The sequence below is a fragment of the Aquirufa sp. A-Brett2-15D genome (assembly GCF_054558735.1).
This window is the reverse complement of sequence record NZ_JBSKFT010000001.1, coordinates 260041-278821: the sequence shown is the minus strand read 5'-3', so window position 1 is coordinate 278821 and position 18781 is coordinate 260041. Positions and strand designations below refer to the sequence as shown.

Sequence of the window (18781 nt, the reverse complement as noted above, 5' to 3'; positions counted from 1 at the left end):
TAGGATTTTATTTGGCCAAAGACCAATTTCCCTCAAATGCACCTTCAATTAACACTGAACTCGTATCAAAATAAATCTTTTGAAAATGAACACGACCATTCTTAGCTAGCGAAATAGAACTAGGTAAACGCTGTAAAATTTGAGAAGGCTGAAAACGAAACGCAGCAGCTTGTGCCTGCATTTTTTGTTGAATTTTACGCTTAAATAGAGAAGCAGGGAATGACAATCCTTCCATTCGAGTTTCTTTCAATTGGAAGCCTAGCGAATTGTCAGGATAGAGTACAAAATCAAAATCCACCTCTATTCGAGACGATTTACCTTTAAATTGACTTAATTGAAAACGTAAACCTGAAGATTGAAACGTAAAATCGCCTTTGCCTTTCAATTGAGGATTGGAAGCCCTCATTAATTCCATTAATTCTGGACCAGATAATTGAAATTGAAAAGGAAGACTTGGCTTGCCTACGGTAGGTAAATCTCTCACGGGAATAAATAAAGGAACCTTATTCATTTTACCTGCACTGACCTTGAAGCCGCCTGAATACCTTAATTGACCCTTTATACTTGTTTGGTCAAATGATAAATCGCGCATATCTAGCGCTGAGCCAGCATGAGGTTCTATCCGATAGCCATCAGGAGAATCAGTAAAAAAGGATTGAAATAAAAATGGTTTGGTGACGGTGGCAGTAATTTTAGTATTTAGTTGATTCTGCAATAGGGATAAAATGTCCATCTTTTTTTGACTCAATAACTGATCCACCACGGTGGTCACATTAACAGGAAATCCCAACACCTTGACCGACGGTTTCTGTATCCATTGGTAATCATAGGCCACCTCTTTTATTTGCAAGGAACTCAAACTCGATAAATTCCATTTTAATTGAACCTTCATGGCTAAATCACCCGTAATCGTTCCTGCAGAAATACCGGCAATGGCTGGTTTTGCTTGTAGACGAATGGGTAACGATAAATTTATTTGTTCTTTATTCATCGTTTGCATCGAAATAGGTGCAATCAACCTAACGTCTAATGGGAAATCAACAACTGCGGAAGCCTCTTCGTTAGAATACAAAACCGAACCTGCCTTAAGTTGACTCAAAGTAAATAAACTATCAAAAGAGAGCGAGAAATCGATAGTGGTTAGGCCTGGCTTTATAGCAGGAAAGCGATCCACATAAACCGACTTCTGACTAATAACAGCCGGAGCAATTGTTTTAGAACAAGAGACGAATAAAACAGCTAGGAAAAAAAGTAAAATCCTCATAAATAAATAGGCCTCAATCTTAAACTTTAAGACTGAGGCCGTGTGTGTTATAAAAAGACTAGGTTAATAAACCACCATTCACTGAGATAACTTGTCCTGTGACATAAGAACTCATATCAGAGCCTAAAAACAAGCAAACATCAGCCACTTCAGTTGCCTGACCCCCTCTTTTCATCGGAATGGCTTTTGTCCACTCTTCGATAGCGGCCTCATTTAATTCCTCTGTCATCTCCGTCTCAATAAAACCTGGAGCGATGGCATTACAACGGATATTACGGGAGCCTAATTCAAGAGCTATTGATTTAGTAAAACCAATAATTCCAGCCTTAGAAGCCGCATAATTTGATTGCCCTGCATTTCCTTTAATTCCTACGATAGAGGTCATATTGATGATAGAGCCTGATCTTGCTTTCATCATCGGTTTGGTTACCGCTTTCGTTAAATTGAAAATAGATTTCAAATTCACCCGAATAACTTCATCCCATTGCTCCTCTGACATACGCATTAATAAACCATCTCGCGTAATTCCGGCATTATTAATTAAAATATCAATAGTACCAAAATCAGCTAAAACGTCCTCTACTAATTTCTCCGATTCTGAATAGGACGAGGCATCTGAACGATAACCCTTAGCAACAATACCAAAAGCACCTAATTCTTTTTCTAATGCTTGACCCTTTTCAACAGATGATAAATAGGTAAATGCAACGTTTGCGCCAGCTTTGGCAAAAGTAGTCGCGATAGCCCGACCGATACCTCGAGAGGCACCCGTCACTAAAACGACCTTATTTTGTACTAAAGACATATTATTTTTTTTGTTTAGCTACTGCTTTTCTTGTTTTTCTAGCCAAAGTCAAGACATCAGCTCCCTCCTCAAAATCAGCTAAAATATATTCCCCATCGGCTAAAGCACCTTTCAATATCTCTTCTGCCAAAGCATCTTCTAAATATTTCTGAATCGCTCTATTCAAAGGTCTAGCTCCATATTGAGGATCATAGCCCTTTTCAGCCATAAAGTCTTTCGCTTTTTCCGTTAATTCCACCTCAAAACCTAGATTAACTAAACGAGTTTTTAACTTCGTTAACATTAAATCAATTATCTGGTGAATCGCAGGACGTTCTAATGAATTAAATACGATTATATCATCTAAACGGTTAATAAACTCAGGCGCAAAAGCCTTTTTCAATGCATTTTGAATAGTCGTTTTCGCATATTCATCTAAATTATCCACCTTCGATTTAGTAGAGAATCCAATACCAGAACCAAAATCCTTCAAATCACGCGCCCCAATATTAGACGTCATAATGATAATCGTATTTCTGAAATCAACTCGACGGCCTAGACCATCTGTTAAAATACCATCATCTAAAACTTGAAGCAATAAATTGAATACATCAGGATGAGCCTTCTCAATCTCATCTAATAAAACCACGGCATAAGGCTTGCGGCGAATTTTCTCCGTTAATTGTCCACCTTCTTCATAACCCACATAGCCCGGAGGCGCTCCTACTAAGCGCGATACACTGAATTTCTCCATGTATTCACTCATGTCAATACGCACTAAAGCATCCTCTTTATCGAATAAATAAGTAGCTAATACTTTGGCCATCTCCGTCTTACCTACACCTGTAGGGCCTAAAAAGATGAATGAACCAATCGGCTTTTTCGGATCCTTTAAACCTACACGCGTACGCTGAATAGCTTTTACTAATTTTTTAATGGCGTCCGTTTGACCAATAACTTGCTTCGCAAGCTCATCCTCCATTTGCAAGAGCTTCTCCCCTTCTTTTGCAGCCACCCGATTAACTGGGATACCTGTCATTTGGGCGATAACCTCTGCTACGTGTTCTTCCGTCACAGTAAACTTCTGCTTCTTCGAATCTTCCTCCCAAGCAGCCTTTGATTGCTCTAATTGATCAATTAATTTCTTCTCACGATCTCTTAATTGAGCCGCTTCTTCATATTTCTGAGATTTAACCACTTGGTTCTTCTCTTTCTTTACAATCTCTATTTGAGCCTCTAAAGCAACTATATCTTCTGGGACATTGATATTAGAAATGTGCACGCGAGCACCCACTTCATCTAACACATCTATCGCTTTATCTGGCAAGAAACGATCTGAAATATAGCGATCAGATAATTTAACTGATGATATGATAGACTCATCCGTATAAATTACATGGTGGTGATCTTCGTACTTATCTTTGATATTATGTAAGATTTCAATCGTTTCATCGACAGTAGTTGCATCTACCATAACCGTTTGAAAACGACGAGCTAAAGCGCCATCTTTTTCGATATACTGACGGTATTCGTCTAAAGTCGTAGCACCGATAACTTGAATGTCCCCACGAGCTAAAGCGGGCTTGAACATATTGGAAGCATCTAATGATCCAGAAGCACCACCAGCACCTACAATCGTATGCAATTCGTCAATAAAAAGAATTACGTCCGTCGATTTTTCTAATTCATTCATCACCGCTTTCATTCGCTCCTCGAATTGACCACGGTATTTAGTACCTGCCACTAAAGAAGCAATATCTAGGGTAACGACTCTTTTACCAAAAAGAACTCGGGATACTTTTTTCTGGACAATACGCAAAGCTAAACCTTCCGCAATGGCCGTTTTACCCACACCGGGTTCTCCAATTAATATCGGATTATTTTTCTTACGACGTGACAAAATTTGTGCTACGCGTTCGATTTCTTTTTCACGACCTACAATCGGATCTAACTTGCCATTTTCAGCTATCTTAGTCAGATCACGTCCAAAGTTATCTAAAACAGGAGTTTTACTTTTTTCGCCTGGTTTCGTTCCTGTCGTGCTACCCGAACTTGTGCCGCCTGTAGAACCAGAACCTGCACTATATAAACGAGAATCATCGTCGTTATCATCTGTATCTGAACCAGCTTTAGGATTAGAGCCTTGACCATTTCCGGATTGAAATTCTACCATTTCTTTAATTAAATCATAGTAAACTTGGTATTTCTCTAAAACTTGAGTTGCCACATTATCTTCATCCCGTAAAACAGCCATCAATAAATGATCTGTCTCCACCACATTCGTCTTAAAGTATTTCGCTTCTAAATAAGTTAAGCGCAATACTTTTTCGGCCTGCTTTGTTAAAGGGATATTTAACATGTTTTCCCGATCAAAAGTCGAACGCGTAGTAGAAGCAGTGGAATGTTCAATGCTTTGGCGTAATGAATCCAAAGAAACACCGGAACGTAATAATAAATCGATCCCAGGACCTTGTCCATCCCGAATCATTCCTAACATCAAGTGCTCGGTACCGATATAATCGTGACCTAAACGTAATGCCTCTTCTCTCGCTAGCGAGATGACTTCCTTCACTTTATTCGAAAATTTAGCCTCCATATCGTTCTATTTATTAAAACCATTTAGATGATTCAACCATTTGAACACCTAAATTGTTCCTTTTTATTTTAAAAAAGTCAATGACTCTTTTCCGTAATTCATTAATAAATCAATTACAGACAAATTAGGGACAAATTCAGCCCCAAAACATTGTCTATACGGTCTATTTGAATAGATTAATCGCTCTGACGAATCTTTTTTTGCACTAATTAAATTGTAAGCACTTTTGCCATTAAATAAGTTAAACTCCTGTGTAACACTATATTCTAAAGGCGAATCAACTATTCGATAAATAAATGTTAAGAGATCAATATTTAAATCTACTAAAAAAAACCTTTTTTTCGCAAAGATTTGACTTAAATATGGCTCAAAAAATTCGTAGTAGGGAGCATTACCATAAGCTGCTTGAATAGCACCCTGATGTTGTTTAACCCAATTTTGGGAATAATCAATCTTCGTATCTTTCGTTTTAATTTTTTCGCCAGAGAGGTGAATAACCGGAACAGTCAAACGCTCTACCCCATTTGCCCCCAAAATCATACAACGATTACGGTAAGTTTGTTTAGGAAAATTCTCCTCTACTTCAAAAACCAAGGACGGATTCTGAAGTAAAAGCGTCATATATTCTAAACTAGGCAAATAATGGGTCTCAATGTGCATTCCCAAAAATTAATCGGATATTTGTACAATTAAAGAACAAAGATAATAAGAATGAAAGCGTCTCCCCTGTTTCTGTACAAACTATTTGGAAGATTACCTCTACCTGTACTTTACGGTTTCGCCTCCTTTTTAGCTTTTTTATTCTATTATATCATTCCATACCGGAGAAAAGTCATTCAAAGTAATTTAAAGAATTCATTCCCGAATGCTACTGAAAAGGAGTTAAGCAAGCTTATCTATCAATTCTATGGCTATTTAACTGATCAATTAGTAGAGTTTTTCAAAGGTGTCTCTATTACAAAAGATGACATGCTAGACCGTTTTGAGATCAAAAACGAAGATATAGTGACAGATTTTATTAAAAAAGGTGTTCCAGTCATTTTAGTAGCTGGACATCAAGGCAATTGGGAATGGGGTATCCACCGATTAGCTTTGAGTAAGAATCCGCATGATGTTATTTACCAAAAACTGAATAATCCCACTTTTAATGAATTCACCAAACAAGTTAGATCACGTTTTGGTCATGTGGTATTACTAGAAAAAAGAGAATCTGTCTTATTAACTCGAGAACGAAAAGATATTCCTCGCGTTATCTGTTTAGCATCTGATCAAGCGCCTCAAAAACCAGAATCGGCTTATTGGACAACATTTTTACACCAAGAAACCGCCTTCTTTACGGGCATGGAACGCTTCGCAAGAGACTATCAATATCCTGTCGTATTTGCTGAAGTAATACGAAAGAAAAGAGGTAATTATACCATGACCTATGAATTATTAGCGAACGTTCCTTTTGACGATTTAGCCCCAGGCGAAATTATTGAACGTTTTGCCCGTAGATTAGAGAAATCAATTAATGCGTATCCAGAACAATATTTATGGTCACACCGACGCTGGAAGCATACAAAGCCGGATAAATTAAGCCTTAAATGGTCTTAATTAAAGGCTGAACAATCACCCGCACCTTCCCGAATAACATCAAATTCATCGTCTTTAATTTCAATGACGCTAGATGGACTATATCCGCCTATTCCGCCATCAAGGACAAAATCGACCGCATGACCCATTCGTTCAAAAATCAAAGTAGGATCGGTATAATCTTCCACCTCTAATCCTTCCTGAGGCAAAGAAGTAGTCAATAAAGGAAAACCCAATAGTTCTACTATCGAAAGTATCGGTTCGTATTCTGGTATGCGAATTCCGACCGTTTTTTTACCTTGAGCTAAAATAGAGGGAACTTTAGAACTAGCAGGCAAGACAAAAGTGTAAGCACCTGGCAAGTATCTTTTTAATGTTTTAAAGGCAAAATCAGAGACTTTAGCATAATTAGCTATCGAACTTAAGTCAGCACAAATAAAAGAGAAGCGATTCTTAGATGCCTGAATACCTTTGATTTCACAAATCCGAGAGACCGCTTTCGTCGAATTAATATGACAGCCTAAAGCATACATAGTATCCGTTCTAAAGATAATAACGGCATCCTTCACTAAAGCTTTAACAATCCCTTCCAGGCTAGATTGGCTATTATTTTTATCATACAGTCGAATCAATTCTGCCATCTTATTCAAAGAAATAATCTGTTTCGGCGTCTTCTTTTTCTTCTTTTACCTGATCAATACTCGCATTTATTTCAAACCCTACTAAAAGAATTAAGGCGATAAAATAAAGCCAAACCATCAAAGCAATCAAAGATCCTATCGAACCATAAACTTTATTATAACTCGCAAAATTGACTAAATAATAGGAGAAAATATTAGTCACTAAAATGGTTAAAATAGAGGCAGTAATAGAACCCGCATTAAAAAATTTCCATCGTTTCGTAATGGCAGGGGCATAATAATATATAATCGAAATGGTCAAAAAGAAAATGGCAAATAATAAGAAGTAGGTCAAAATATTCAACATGTAAAAATTGAAATCATAATCAATCAAACCCTTCCCTTTCAAATACCCAATCACTAATTTTCCTACGATAAAAACCGAAAATGCCGTAATAAGAACGAAAGTCAACAAAAAATTCAAAGAGACGGCAATCAAACGCTCTCTAATTATACCTCTATTCTCCTTCGTTCTATACGTTAAATTAAAGGAACGAATCAAGGCTTGAATTCCACTAGTAGAGGCATATAGCGCAAATAAGAAACCAAAAGACAATACTCCACCTGATTTCTTTCGAATCAAATCAAGCAGTAATTCGCTGAAATCCTGTTGTAGATTTTTAGGGATAGATGACTTTAAAAAACTGACCATCTTGATATCAAAATTATCTACCGGTATATAGGCTAATAAAGAGAATAAAAAAATGATGGTAGGAAATACCGCTAGCGTAAAATTATAGGCCACAGCAGCAGCCCGAACATCAATATCAAAATGAAATATCTTTTTATACAAAATCGACAGAATTCTGACTAGGACATAATGTTCTTCGCAGTCTTTCCAAAATAATTGTATTTCCCTCGATACCCTTCTAATCATCGTTCTTATGTTTTAAAATGGCTGAAATTAACCACACGGGCGCCTTCACAACCTTTTTACTTGCTAAATCCATAAAAACCAAAGTCGTCCTACCCTCATGCAGCAATTGCTCGGATTGATTATAAATTCTGTATTCAAATTCAATTCGAGCAGAAGGCATTTTTAGTAAGGAACAATCGACACGCAATAAATCATCATACAGTGCCGGCGCATGGAATTTAGAATAATTCTCATAGACTGGAAGTCCAATTCCAGCATCCTCTAAAACCTTATAACTTACATTAATATGACGCAAAGTTTCTACTCGAGCAATTTCATAAAAACGCGCATAGTTTCCATAATAGACATAGCCCATTTGGTCCGTATCCGCATAACAAACTCGATAAAACACACTATGTTTTAGCATTCTAATGGATGTTACGTTTATCTAATGCTTTCTGGTAATTAGCTGCATTCTCCCTATGCTCCGCATAAGTAACAGCAAAAGCATGGTTTTCAGAAAAATCTTCCTTGGCGCAGAAATAGAGAAACTGGTGACGCTCTAAATTTAACACTTTGTCTATCACGTCTGATGATACAATTGAGATAGGTCCTGGAGGAAGACCCGTATTTCGGTAAGTATTATAAGGGGAATTTAAAGCGGTGTACTTACCTGTCACCCGCTTAATTGTAAAATCCTTCCAAGCAAATACCACCGTAGGATCAGCCTGTAAAGGCATTTTTACCTGCAGTCTATTCCAATAAACACCAGCTACACGAGACTGCTCCTTTGAATTCTTCGATTCACCGTAAACGATACTTGCTAAAATAGATACCTCCACCGGTGTTAAACCTAATTTCTCCGCTTGTGATTTTCTCTTAGATGTCCAAAACTTCACATAAGCCTTGTTCATTTTTTCCAAAAACTCCGGAAATGAAGTCGTCCAATTAACCTCATAGGTATTAGGTACGAAAATAGCAGGACTAGTTTCAGCATTAAATCCCCATTGTTGCATTAATTCCGATGAATCTAAAACCGCATAGATAGCAGCTGAATCATAAGCCGTCTGATGTGCTATACGACCAGCCATGTCTTCTTTAAGTCGAAAATTGTTTATTACCACTTTATAGGCATCCTGACGACCATTTCTTAATTTCCGCAACAACTCCCAGTTACCCATTTCACTATGAATGATATAACGACCTGGGCGGACTTTTTCGGGGTAGTTTAGGACTTTGGCCAAAAAACGGAAACTCAATTGATCCCTTACCAAATCGTGTTTCTTTAAGGTGTCTAGCACAGATTCATACGTAGCCTTTTCTGGAATAAATAATTCAAAAGGTTGCTTCGCCTCAACTCTAAAATTAGGTGTTTTAAAAACCTGCCATACATAATAGGAAAACATGGCAGATACCAGACTAAATAATAAAATAAAAATCTTTAATTTCTTATTCAAAACCATATTAATCAATTTTAAAATCTAAAGTAAAACGCGTGGCTAACGATTTTAAATCTTCTACCACTGGGAGTAATAAAGGAATTCCTTCCACTCGACGAATGGCCTCTAATTCACGCTCTGGATCACCTGGGATCAAGACTTGCTTACCTTCTACGGCTTCTGCAGATCTAAATCTACGAATCCATTTGTCCATATCTCTCGTAAAATCTTCGGCAGGCCGAAAAGCATCAACCCGCATCGCCCCTAAAAAATGTCCTGTACCATTACCCACCGTTTCACCTGCTTGCATAAAGCCTGCTGTTGCAAATGGGGGTACCCAGGGCCCAAAATTAGCACCAGATAAAACGCCAGATAAAATATCCACAATAGCTCCTAAACCATACCCTTTATGCGATCCATGTTCTCTATCTCCTCCTAATGGCAATAAAGCTCCCCCATTTTTAATGGCAAATGCATCATTACAAGGATCTCCATTCACATCCTGAACCCATCCATCTGGAGTATTCAATCCTTTTCTTTGTAAAATCTCCAATTTGCCGTAGGCAACCGCTGTGGAAGCAAAATCTGCTACAAAAGCTGGCTCCTCATACGCTGGAATTGCCACAGCAATCGGATTAGTGCCTAATAACTTCTCTTTAGAAAAAGTAGGTGTAACTAATGGCGCAGCGTGCGTCATTGCCCAACCGATCATTTGGGAAGGCAAAGCTTTCATTGCATGGTAGCCAGCAATGCCAAAGTGATTTGAATTCTGAACTGCTACCCAACCTGTTCCAGCTAAAGCCGCTTTTTCGCAAGCAATTTCCATGGCTTTAGGTGCCACTACTAAACCTAAACCGCGATCGCCATCTAAAGTCGCTGTAGACGGAGTTTCGTGAAGTATTTTAATTTGTGGTTTAGTGTTTAATCTGCCCAAATCAAAAAGTCGAACATATCCGACTAAGCGAGCTACTCCATGGGAATCAATTCCTCTCGCATCAGCAGAAACTAATACATCGGACGCTAAAGCAGCATCTTGTTCGCTACAACCTATGGCTGTAAAAACAGAGGCTACATATTTTTTCAATAAATAATAATCTGCTTGCATAGTATAAACTAAACCACAAAGATAATTAGAACAATTGGTAATAATATTGATAAAAGACACCTAAATTTGAATCACATTTCATCACAAATTATGAACTTATTAACTTCAGTTTGGTTTTGGCTAGCATTGATTATTGTTCTAGTCATTATTCGCGATATATTTCTTCAAAAAAGTCACACTATATCGCATAATTTCCCAATCGTAGGACATTTAAGGTATTGGCTTGAGACCATTGGGCCTGAATTAAGGCAATACATTGTGGCAAATAATCGAGAAGAATTGCCTTTTAATAGGCAAGAACGCTCCTGGATTTATGCATCATCGAAGAATGAAAATAATTTACAAGGCTTTGGGACAGATCAAGATTTTAGCGCTCCTGGTTATATATTTATTAAAAATGCCATGATGGGTTTTAATCCATCGGCTGATCATCTTTTTTCTAAAAATCCCGGAGTTTTACCAGCTGCGAAGGTTATTGGTTTATATCATCAAAGAGCAAAACCATTTCGCCCCTATTCCGTAATTAATATTTCAGGTATGAGTTATGGTTCTTTATCTGCCAAAGCCATCGAATCATTAAATAAGGGTGCTCTTATAGCCGGTTGTTACCATAATACAGGAGAAGGATCCTTGTCTCCTTACCACCAAAATGGGGCAGATGTGATGTTAAATATAGGTACGGCCTATTTTGGTGTGAGAGAACTTGATGGCCGTTTTTCGATGGAAAAACTAAAACAAAAAGTAAATGAAAACCCTTACATCAAAGCTATTGAATTAAAATTATCACAAGGTGCGAAACCAGGTAAGGGTGGTATGTTGCCTAAATCTAAAATCAACAAAGAAATTGCAGAAATACGTAATATCCCCATGGATAGGGATGCCATGTCCCCTGCTTTTCATTCTGAATTTTCAAATGTTCCAGAAATGGTTGATTTCATCGAAGCTATGGCAACTGAAACGGGTTTACCTGTAGGTGTAAAATCAGCCATCGGAAAATTAGAACAATGGGAAGAGCTGGCAGCCTACATGGAAAAAAATGAAAAAGGACCAGATTTCATTACCATAGATGGAGGAGAAGGCGGTACAGGCGCAGCTCCCCATGCTTTTGCTGATCACGTTTCCATGCCATTTACTTTTGCCTTTGCCAAGATTTACCAAATATTTCAGCGCCATAATCTAACAGATAAAATCTTTTTCATTGCTTCTGGTAAATTAGGTTTCCCTGAGAAAGCCTTGATGGCTTTTGCGATGGGTGCAGATAGTATTCATATCGCTCGTGAAGCCATGATGTCAATTGGATGTATTCAAGCACAAAAATGCCATACAAATCATTGCCCTACGGGTATTGCCACTTCCAATAAATGGCTTCAAGCTGGAATCGATGTAACTCTTAAAAGTGAGCGCTATTACCGGTATCACTACACATTGGTGAAAGAAATTGCGGAGATTACACATGCTTGTGGGTACGAACACCCTAGTCAAATGACTATGGATGACATTGAATGGTCCATGGGAGATAATAATCGAACGATGGCTTTATCCAAGGCTTTGGGCTATACAAAAACAGAGACTACCTATGCTGGCTTAGAAGAATTAGTCAAATGTCCGTATTTAGGTGGTCTAAATGCAAGAAAACGGCTATCTTTGTAAAATGTTATCAATATCTAATTTAAACTTCTATTTCGGAAGTCGCGCTTTGTACGAAGGCGCAAATTTACACATCAAGCCTAAGACTAAAATCGGTTTAATCGGTGCTAACGGTACGGGTAAATCAACTTTATTACGTCTCATTTCAGGAGAATATACCCCAGATGGCGGAACCATTTCAAAATCTGGTGGTTGTACCATCGGCTTTTTAAATCAGGATTTATTGTCTTATCAAACAGACGATAGCATCCTAAATGTAGCCATGCAGGCTTTTGAAAGGCAATTAGAGTTGCAACATGAAATTGATAAGGTACTTCATAAAATGGAAACAAATTATGAAGACAAAGACATTGATTTATTAGCTAAACTTCAAGAGGATTTTGAGCGATTAGATGGTTATACCATTCAATCACGAACAGAAGAGATTCTGGAAGGTTTAGGATTTAGCACGGAAGATTTAAGCCGTCCATTAAAATTATTTTCTGGAGGATGGCGCATGCGGGTTATGCTAGCTAAACTTTTATTACAAAAGCCAGCCCTACTCCTGCTTGATGAGCCCACTAACCACTTGGACTTACCTTCCATCGAATGGGTAGAAAAATATATTCACGATTATGAGGGTTCCATTGTGGTGGTTTCCCACGATCGTTACTTCTTAGATAGAACGATTGATAGTATTGCTGAAGTTTCTGGTGCAAAAATAACCTTGTATCCAGGCAATTATTCCTTCTACATGGAGGAAAAAGCGTTGCGAAATGAAATTCAAAAAGGAGCTTTTGAAAATCAGCAATCACAGATTCGTCAGACGGAGAAATTTATTCAGCGTTTTAAGGCCAAAGCCTCAAAAGCAAAACAGGTGCAATCTCGCGTTAAAGCACTAGACCGCATCGATATGATTGATGAAGTTGTTGATGAAAAAGCGAAGGTGAATTTCAAATTTAACTTTGGTACAGAACCGGGTCGATTTATCTTATTTTTAGAACATATTTCGAAGGCCTTTGGTGAGAAGGTTATCTTAAAGAATACCTCAGCTACAATTAATAGAGGCGATAAAATTGCGTTAATCGGTGCAAATGGAAAAGGTAAATCCACCCTACTTCGAATTATTTCAGGAACTGAAAAAATACAAGGAGAAAGACGCACAGGACATAATGTGATTGAATCCTTCTTTGCACAGCATCAATTAGAGAGTTTAACCGTAGAAAATTCCTTGATAGATGAACTAAAGGGGACTGGTACGGCTAAAACAGAAATGGAATTACGTTCAGTATTAGGTTGTTTCTTATTCTCAGGTGAGGAAGTATTCAAAAAGATTAAAGTCCTTTCCGGAGGCGAAAAATCCCGCGTTGCTTTAGCTAAAGTATTAATCTCCGAAGCTAACTTCCTTTTACTCGATGAGCCTACCAATCACTTGGATATGCAGTCGGTTAATATCTTAATTCAAGCATTACAACAATACGAAGGCACCTACGTGGTCGTATCCCACGATCGTTATTTTGTGAGTAATATTGCGAACAAGATTTGGTATATAGAAGATCACGAGATTAAGGAATATCCTGGATCATTCGATGAATACGAAACATGGATGGCTACAAAGGAATCAGCAAAGCCAGCAGTCGTAAAGTCTACCGCTAAGCCTAAAGCGGAATTAGCTCCCGTAGAGGCAAAAAGCCCTAATCAAGCCAAACAAATTGAAAAATTAGAGGCTGAAATAATAGAGATAGAAAATAGTATTTCGGCTATTGAATTACAGATGGTGGAATTAGCGAATCAAGCTGATTATGCGGGCTTAAAAACTTTAGAAGAATCGATGGCTGCTGAAAAGGAAAAATTAGCTGCTACCACAGCCTCCTGGGAAGCATTAATCTAAACCACATGAAGACCTATTTTTCGCTTTTGCTGATTTTAAGTCTTCCTTTTTGTGCAGATAGCCAAATACAGTCAAGGATTCACCATCCAGCTATAAAGACCGTATTCATTCAAAATGAAAGTGCTTTTCAGCATCCAAATGTCGTTTTAAATAGAGGGTCTGAAAGCAAATCAAGTCTTCAATTTGATGATTTAGGGTTAAATTATCCGAACTATTATTTTAGATTAATTCACTGCCAAGCGGATTGGAAACCGTCATCTTTAGCAGAAATAGAATATTTACAAGATTTCAATGATTTCCCACTTAGAAATCCAGAATCCTCACTAGGAACTAAAGTCCCATATCTTCATTATTCTGTCCCTATTCCAACCGTAAAAGTAAGTGGTAATTATATTGCCATGGTATATAACAAACGGAATAAGCGTGATACGGTACTTTCCGTACGCTTCTCTGTAGCTGAGCAGATCATACAACTACAAACTCAATTCTCCTTTGCTAGGACAAATGCTTTGCGCCCAAGTCACCAAAGCATTAATTTTAAGTTAAACATCCCTCCTAACCTAAACTTCACAGGTGATGATCAACTTCATATTGAAGTTCGCCAAAACCATCAGTCCGAAAATCTGTTACTGAAATTACCAGCAGGACAATATAATAGCCAAGAAAACAGCCTTGTCTTTCCTTTCTTTAATCAAGAAAATGCATTCGCAGGTTCTAATGAATTCAGACTCATAGATCTTAGAAGTTCCCAACAAAAACTATCATTTGTAGAACATATTGAAACTGCTGAAAAAATAAACCGAATTAGCACGCAGCTAGAACAAGCGCAAGGAATGTTTCCTTATGTACAGAGAAATGACTTAAATGGATCCTACGTTATCGAATCATATGAAAATCGCGATAATCCCTTGCAGGCTGATTATGTTCAATGTACTTTTCGATTAAAACCTGTAGATACGACAGATGAAATTTATGTGGTGGGCGGATTTAATGAGTTTAAGATGTCCTCCGTTTTACTATTAAACAAGGAGACCGGCTACCTTGAAAATACACAAACTTTGAAGCAGGGAATTTATAATTACCAGTTCAAAAGCAAAAATCCCTCTAACGTGACATTAGAGGGAAATTATTCTCAAACAGAAAATATATACGAGTTACTTATTTACTATCAAAAGCCAGGTACTAGGTACGATTCGCTCGTAGGGTATACAACAGTGATCAGTGGGCAGTAGACAGTGGGCAGTTATGCTAGACGTTGAAGCGGAAGTGCATGATGTCACCATCAGAAACCGTATAATCTTTGCCTTCCACACTTAATTTTCCTGCCTCTTTACAACCGGCTTCCGTTTTATATGCCACATAATCGGCTAATTTTATCACTTCTGCGCGAATAAATCCTCGCTCGAAATCGGTGTGAATAACACCTGCCGCAGCTGGCGCTTTCCAACCCTTTTGAATCGTCCAAGCTCTGACCTCTTGCACTCCTGCAGTGAAATAGGTAATCAGATTTAATAAATGATAAGAACTACGAATTAATTTACTTAATCCAGATTCTTTTAGGCCGTATTCCTCTAAGAACATAGCGCGATCATCCATATCTTCCATCTCTGCGATTTGGGCCTCTAAGGCTGCACAAACAACCACCACTTCCGCATTCTCTGCTGCCACATTCGCTTTTAATGCGTCCACATATTCATTTCCTCCTGCTGAAATGGATGCTTCATCCACGTTAGCCACATAAATCACGGGCTTATCAGTTAATAAATATAAATCTCCAATAGCTGCCATACGAAGATCTTCGTCCATAACAACCGTACGAGCCGAATTGCCTTTTTCTAAAGTGACTTTAAATTGCAACAACGCAGCTAATTCAGCCTTCGCTTTCGCATCCCCTGCCTTTGCAGCCCTTTCAGTCTTAGATATCTTTTTATCTATTGATTCTAAATCCTTAATTTGAAGTTCAAAATCAATGATTTCTTTATCACTTACTGGATTTACTCGTCCTTCCACGTGAATAATATTTTCATCTTCAAAACAACGTACTACGTGAATGATAGCATCCACTTCTCTAATATTAGCTAAAAATTTATTTCCCAAACCTGCTCCCGTAGAAGCTCCCTTCACTAATCCAGCTATATCTGTGAACTCAATTACGGTAGGTAAAATACGATTAGGCTTAACTAATTCAGCTAAAATATTTAAACGATCATCTGGTACCGTAACAATACCCACATTGGGTTCTATCGTACAAAACGGATAATTTGCTGCTTCTGCTTTATTAGAAGAAATAGCACTAAACAAAGTTGATTTACCTACATTAGGCAATCCGACGATTCCACAAGTTAATCCCATAGTTATTTTAAAAATGAAAGGACAAAAGTACGGCTAAAAATCAAAAAGCCCCTGATTTCTCAGAGGCTTTTTCAAATAATTTAGATAAGAACTATTCCCATTTTAAATCAGTCCCACCAAACTCATCTTCATCACGATTAAAAGAGGTAAAATCAACGTCTGGCATTAATTCTGTCTTCACATGATTAACTGCCTCATTCAAACCCTCTATAAATTTATCGAAATCCTCTTTGTATAAAAACATCTTGTGTTTTTCATACACGACACCATCTTCTTTTTGATGACGACGACTTTCTGTTATGGTAATGTAATAATCTTGAGAACGGGTTGACTTTACATCAAAAAAATATGTCCGCTTTCCTGCCCGAATACGTTTAGAAAATAATTCTTCTCTATCTCTTTCTTCCACTAGTATATAAATTATGGTTTCACAATTTGTAAATCTACTATTTATTCTGATTCACTCAAAAAAAATCAAAAAATTTAAGCAAAGCAGCTCAAACCCTACATTTTTTTATCCCGATTTAAAACTACACCTTTAAAATCTCAACGTGTTTTGTGAATGATAAAATCACCTATTTTACTACTATTTCTGACACTATTTTTACCTTTATTAACTAAAGGGCAAGATTTAGGATATGAAAAAGTAGGGATTGCCTCTTTTTATGCTAACTCATTTTATGGCAAAAAAACGGCCAGCGGTGAACGGTTAAACAAAACAGCATTAACAGCTGCACATAAAAAATTCCCATTTAATACCTTAGTGGAAGTAACTAATCTAGCAAGTCGCAAAAGCGTTATCGTACGAATAAATGATAGAGGGCCTTATCTAAAAGGAAGAGTAATTGATTTATCAGAGGCAGCAGCAAAAAAATTAAACCTGAAGAAAATAGGACTTGTAAAAGTTAAGATCAAGATCGTTGGATTCGAGAATGAATTAATGCTTATCCCTTACCAAAAACTTTCACTGGAGAGTAATCCTAAGTTTAGCAGAAATTACTACCAAGAGTCCCGTCTAAAATACAAGACTCATTACAAAATGAAGAAGAACGTAAAAAACAAAAAGTATATCAATAAAAAGTATAACAAACGATAGACTTATTTACGCTTATTCTCTACATATTGAATAAAATCCTTCAAATTTTCCACAGAAATACGCTTACCCACAATTTTCTTTTGCTGATCTAATACATAGACTATCGGCGTAGAATAAACATCGAAAGTATTCTTAAAATCGGTGTAATATTCATCTTTACCTGTTGTGGGATTCGTATGTATATCTATCCCATTGATCCAAGAACTAATTTTAAATTCCTTTATAAAATTCTTCCAAGCTTGTTTATCGCGCACAATGGAACTGGCCACTACACCTATATTTTTAGATTTAAAATAATCATTTAAGGCAAACAACTTCGGAGTCTCTTCCTTGCAGTGGCTGCAATCTGGATCATAAATAAAGACAATGGTGTATTTAAAGGGCAAAGTCGCTATATTTAATTCCTTCCCAGAAACATCGGTTAAACTCATCTTAGGAAAAGGTTTTCCAATCAATAAAGGCTTAATAATTGCTACCCTTTCTTTCATCCGTCGAACTGTACTCGAATCCCATAAAGCTGGTTCTCCGATATAATATTTCTCAGCCAAATGTACGAAAGCTCCTTCTGTGCCTAAAATGGGATTATTCTCGTAGGTACTTGCAATTTTGTAAATGATGTACCGACGAATATCGGTATCCTTTGCTTTGGCCAAAATAAAATCAGATTCCCTTGCAATCGAATCAGGATCCTGAACGACTAAATCCTTAAAAAACCGTTCTAATTTTCTTTGCAAAAAAGGCGTCCTGACCATTCGCTCATCGGTTAAATCTAAACCATCAAAGTAATGTTTCTTATAATACTGGTACTGATACAGTTGCATTTTAGTAGTATCCGCTTTTGATTTTAAAGAACCTGTATACACAGGAATTTCAGGGTCAAAAGATGATTCAATTAACTTAGTCACAAACAATCCGGAATTTTCGGACTTCCATATATTTTGAAAAGCTTGAATTTCTTTATTTAAAATTTGCTTCTGAACAGGAGCTAAATTAGGTTGATTTATTGCGGTGTATAAATCATTCATCTTACGTTGAAAAGCATAAAATGCGGTATTTTCGGAGGAATTAACGAAAGAGATGGATTTTAAAATATCGGTAGTATCAAGTGAAAAAGAAAAATTAGCTTCCTCCAAAACCACATCGATATACTTAGATTTGAGAAACGATATCAGGTATAAACCTTTAGGTAATGACTCATTGCCTTTAAATTGAAATTCACCTAATTCGTTAGCCATTACTGTGTCTTTAATGACTTGTTGGTTATAACCAAAATAATGAGCTAAATACACTTCCGATTTAGACAAACCGGTAATTTTTCCCTTAATATCGTACTGTGCAAACGAACACGTACCGAATAATAAAATAAAAAGAAGAGAACCGACTACTTTCATAAGATTAGAATAAATTTGTATTAACACATTCAAATTTACAATGTTTTTTATCCTTTCTAAAATACTTGACTTTTTACTTCAACCAATTTGCTGGATATTTATCCTACTTGGCTTTGCTTACTTTAG

General features: G+C 37.1%; 17 protein-coding genes. 5 read left to right on the top strand and 12 right to left on the bottom strand.

The features are described 5' to 3' along the window. Positions 1 to 7: 7 nt before the first annotated feature. The 4 genes from ACST14_RS01250 to ACST14_RS01235 all read right to left on the bottom strand — a co-directional run bounded on the left by ACST14_RS01250 (position 8) and on the right by ACST14_RS01235 (position 5304). A complete protein-coding gene (locus ACST14_RS01250; RefSeq protein ID WP_459459760.1) occupies positions 8 to 1264 on the bottom strand; it encodes a DUF4403 family protein in 1257 nt (418 codons plus the stop codon). A 58-nt stretch (positions 1265 to 1322) separates the two neighbouring features. Then, entirely contained in the window at positions 1323 to 2069 is a 747-nt protein-coding gene (gene fabG, locus ACST14_RS01245) for a 3-oxoacyl-[acyl-carrier-protein] reductase (RefSeq protein WP_459459758.1), read from the bottom strand. A gap of 1 nt (position 2070) precedes the next feature. Then, positions 2071 to 4644, bottom strand: a complete 2574-nt coding sequence (locus ACST14_RS01240; protein WP_459459756.1) for an ATP-dependent Clp protease ATP-binding subunit — start codon at positions 4642 to 4644, stop codon at positions 2071 to 2073. 63 nt (positions 4645 to 4707) lie between these two features. After that, positions 4708 to 5304 (bottom strand): WbqC family protein, encoded by a 597-nt coding sequence (locus ACST14_RS01235; protein ID WP_459459753.1) that lies wholly within the window; start codon positions 5302 to 5304, stop codon positions 4708 to 4710. A 51-nt stretch (positions 5305 to 5355) separates the two neighbouring features. Here ACST14_RS01235 and ACST14_RS01230 point away from each other — a divergent pair, with 51 nt between their 5' ends. Beyond that, the gene (locus ACST14_RS01230) at positions 5356 to 6240 is read left to right on the top strand and encodes a lysophospholipid acyltransferase family protein (RefSeq protein WP_459459751.1); all 885 of its coding nucleotides are present in this window, start codon (positions 5356 to 5358) and stop codon (positions 6238 to 6240) included. Here ACST14_RS01230 and ACST14_RS01225 read toward each other — a convergent pair. The 5 genes from ACST14_RS01225 to ACST14_RS01205 form a co-directional block, all read right to left on the bottom strand. After that, positions 6237 to 6860: an L-threonylcarbamoyladenylate synthase gene (locus tag ACST14_RS01225; protein WP_459459749.1), complete on the bottom strand. Its 624-nt coding sequence runs from the start codon at positions 6858 to 6860 to the stop codon at positions 6237 to 6239. The two genes, ACST14_RS01230 and ACST14_RS01225, sit on opposite strands and share 4 nt — an antisense overlap. Position 6861: 1 nt before the next feature. Continuing rightward, entirely contained in the window at positions 6862 to 7692 is an 831-nt protein-coding gene (locus ACST14_RS01220) for a YihY/virulence factor BrkB family protein (RefSeq protein ID WP_459459747.1), read from the bottom strand. Between the two features lie 76 nt (positions 7693 to 7768). Next, positions 7769 to 8182, bottom strand: a complete 414-nt coding sequence (locus ACST14_RS01215; protein ID WP_459459745.1) for an acyl-CoA thioesterase — start codon at positions 8180 to 8182, stop codon at positions 7769 to 7771. A gap of 1 nt (position 8183) precedes the next feature. Further along, positions 8184 to 9218 (bottom strand): endolytic transglycosylase MltG, encoded by a 1035-nt coding sequence (gene mltG / locus ACST14_RS01210; protein WP_459459743.1) that lies wholly within the window; start codon positions 9216 to 9218, stop codon positions 8184 to 8186. Between the two features lies 1 nt (position 9219). After that, positions 9220 to 10299, bottom strand: coding sequence for an Ldh family oxidoreductase (locus tag ACST14_RS01205; RefSeq protein ID WP_459459741.1), 1080 nt, complete (start codon positions 10297 to 10299; stop codon positions 9220 to 9222). A gap of 90 nt (positions 10300 to 10389) precedes the next feature. Between ACST14_RS01205 and ACST14_RS01200 the strand changes: the two genes are divergently transcribed. From ACST14_RS01200 to ACST14_RS01190, 3 genes are read left to right on the top strand one after another with little or no spacing between them, the layout of a single operon-like run. Beyond that, positions 10390 to 11949, top strand: a complete 1560-nt coding sequence (locus ACST14_RS01200; RefSeq protein WP_459459739.1) for an FMN-binding glutamate synthase family protein — start codon at positions 10390 to 10392, stop codon at positions 11947 to 11949. Position 11950: 1 nt separating this feature from the next. Next, the gene (locus tag ACST14_RS01195) at positions 11951 to 13816 is read left to right on the top strand and encodes an ABC-F family ATP-binding cassette domain-containing protein (protein WP_459459737.1); all 1866 of its coding nucleotides are present in this window, start codon (positions 11951 to 11953) and stop codon (positions 13814 to 13816) included. Between the two features lie 5 nt (positions 13817 to 13821). Next, positions 13822 to 15048 carry a type IX secretion system plug protein gene (locus ACST14_RS01190; RefSeq protein WP_459459735.1) on the top strand — a complete coding sequence of 409 codons (1227 nt, stop codon included), beginning with the start codon at positions 13822 to 13824 and terminating at the stop codon, positions 15046 to 15048. A gap of 16 nt (positions 15049 to 15064) precedes the next feature. Here the strand turns inward: ACST14_RS01190 and ychF are convergent, their stop codons facing one another. Together ychF and ACST14_RS01180 are read right to left on the bottom strand one after the other, a co-directional pair. Next, a complete protein-coding gene (gene ychF, locus ACST14_RS01185) occupies positions 15065 to 16168 on the bottom strand; it encodes a redox-regulated ATPase YchF (RefSeq protein ID WP_459459733.1) in 1104 nt (367 codons plus the stop codon). A gap of 91 nt (positions 16169 to 16259) precedes the next feature. Next, positions 16260 to 16577 carry a DUF3276 family protein gene (locus ACST14_RS01180; RefSeq protein ID WP_459459731.1) on the bottom strand — a complete coding sequence of 106 codons (318 nt, stop codon included), beginning with the start codon at positions 16575 to 16577 and terminating at the stop codon, positions 16260 to 16262. A gap of 153 nt (positions 16578 to 16730) precedes the next feature. On the opposite strand from ACST14_RS01180, the gene ACST14_RS01175 reads away from it, so the two are divergent. Then, complete coding sequence (locus ACST14_RS01175; RefSeq protein ID WP_459459729.1) at positions 16731 to 17264, top strand: septal ring lytic transglycosylase RlpA family protein; 534 nt, start codon at positions 16731 to 16733, stop codon at positions 17262 to 17264. Positions 17265 to 17266: 2 nt separating this feature from the next. On the opposite strand, the gene ACST14_RS01170 is transcribed toward ACST14_RS01175, so the two are convergent. Beyond that, positions 17267 to 18655: a DUF4369 domain-containing protein gene (locus ACST14_RS01170; RefSeq protein WP_459459727.1), complete on the bottom strand. Its 1389-nt coding sequence runs from the start codon at positions 18653 to 18655 to the stop codon at positions 17267 to 17269. Between the last annotated feature and the right edge of the window lie 126 nt (positions 18656 to 18781).

Excerpts from the sequence above, each read along its gene's own strand:
- ACST14_RS01250 (WP_459459760.1), bottom strand. The coding sequence starts at position 1,264 with ATGAGGATTTTACTTTTTTTCCTAGCTGTTTTATTCGTCTCTTGTTCT.
- fabG (WP_459459758.1), bottom strand. The coding sequence starts at position 2,069 with ATGTCTTTAGTACAAAATAAGGTCGTTTTAGTGACGGGTGCCTCTCGA.
- ACST14_RS01240 (WP_459459756.1), bottom strand. The coding sequence starts at position 4,644 with ATGGAGGCTAAATTTTCGAATAAAGTGAAGGAAGTCATCTCGCTAGCG.
- ACST14_RS01235 (WP_459459753.1), bottom strand. The coding sequence starts at position 5,304 with ATGCACATTGAGACCCATTATTTGCCTAGTTTAGAATATATGACGCTT.
- ACST14_RS01230 (WP_459459751.1), top strand. The coding sequence starts at position 5,356 with ATGAAAGCGTCTCCCCTGTTTCTGTACAAACTATTTGGAAGATTACCT.
- ACST14_RS01225 (WP_459459749.1), bottom strand. The coding sequence starts at position 6,860 with ATGGCAGAATTGATTCGACTGTATGATAAAAATAATAGCCAATCTAGC.
- ACST14_RS01215 (WP_459459745.1), bottom strand. The coding sequence starts at position 8,182 with ATGCTAAAACATAGTGTGTTTTATCGAGTTTGTTATGCGGATACGGAC.
- mltG (WP_459459743.1), bottom strand. The coding sequence starts at position 9,218 with ATGGTTTTGAATAAGAAATTAAAGATTTTTATTTTATTATTTAGTCTG.
- ACST14_RS01205 (WP_459459741.1), bottom strand. The coding sequence starts at position 10,299 with ATGCAAGCAGATTATTATTTATTGAAAAAATATGTAGCCTCTGTTTTT.
- ACST14_RS01200 (WP_459459739.1), top strand. The coding sequence starts at position 10,390 with ATGAACTTATTAACTTCAGTTTGGTTTTGGCTAGCATTGATTATTGTT.
- ACST14_RS01195 (WP_459459737.1), top strand. The coding sequence starts at position 11,951 with ATGTTATCAATATCTAATTTAAACTTCTATTTCGGAAGTCGCGCTTTG.
- ACST14_RS01190 (WP_459459735.1), top strand. The coding sequence starts at position 13,822 with ATGAAGACCTATTTTTCGCTTTTGCTGATTTTAAGTCTTCCTTTTTGT.
- ychF (WP_459459733.1), bottom strand. The coding sequence starts at position 16,168 with ATGGGATTAACTTGTGGAATCGTCGGATTGCCTAATGTAGGTAAATCA.
- ACST14_RS01175 (WP_459459729.1), top strand. The coding sequence starts at position 16,731 with ATGATAAAATCACCTATTTTACTACTATTTCTGACACTATTTTTACCT.
- ACST14_RS01170 (WP_459459727.1), bottom strand. The coding sequence starts at position 18,655 with ATGAAAGTAGTCGGTTCTCTTCTTTTTATTTTATTATTCGGTACGTGT.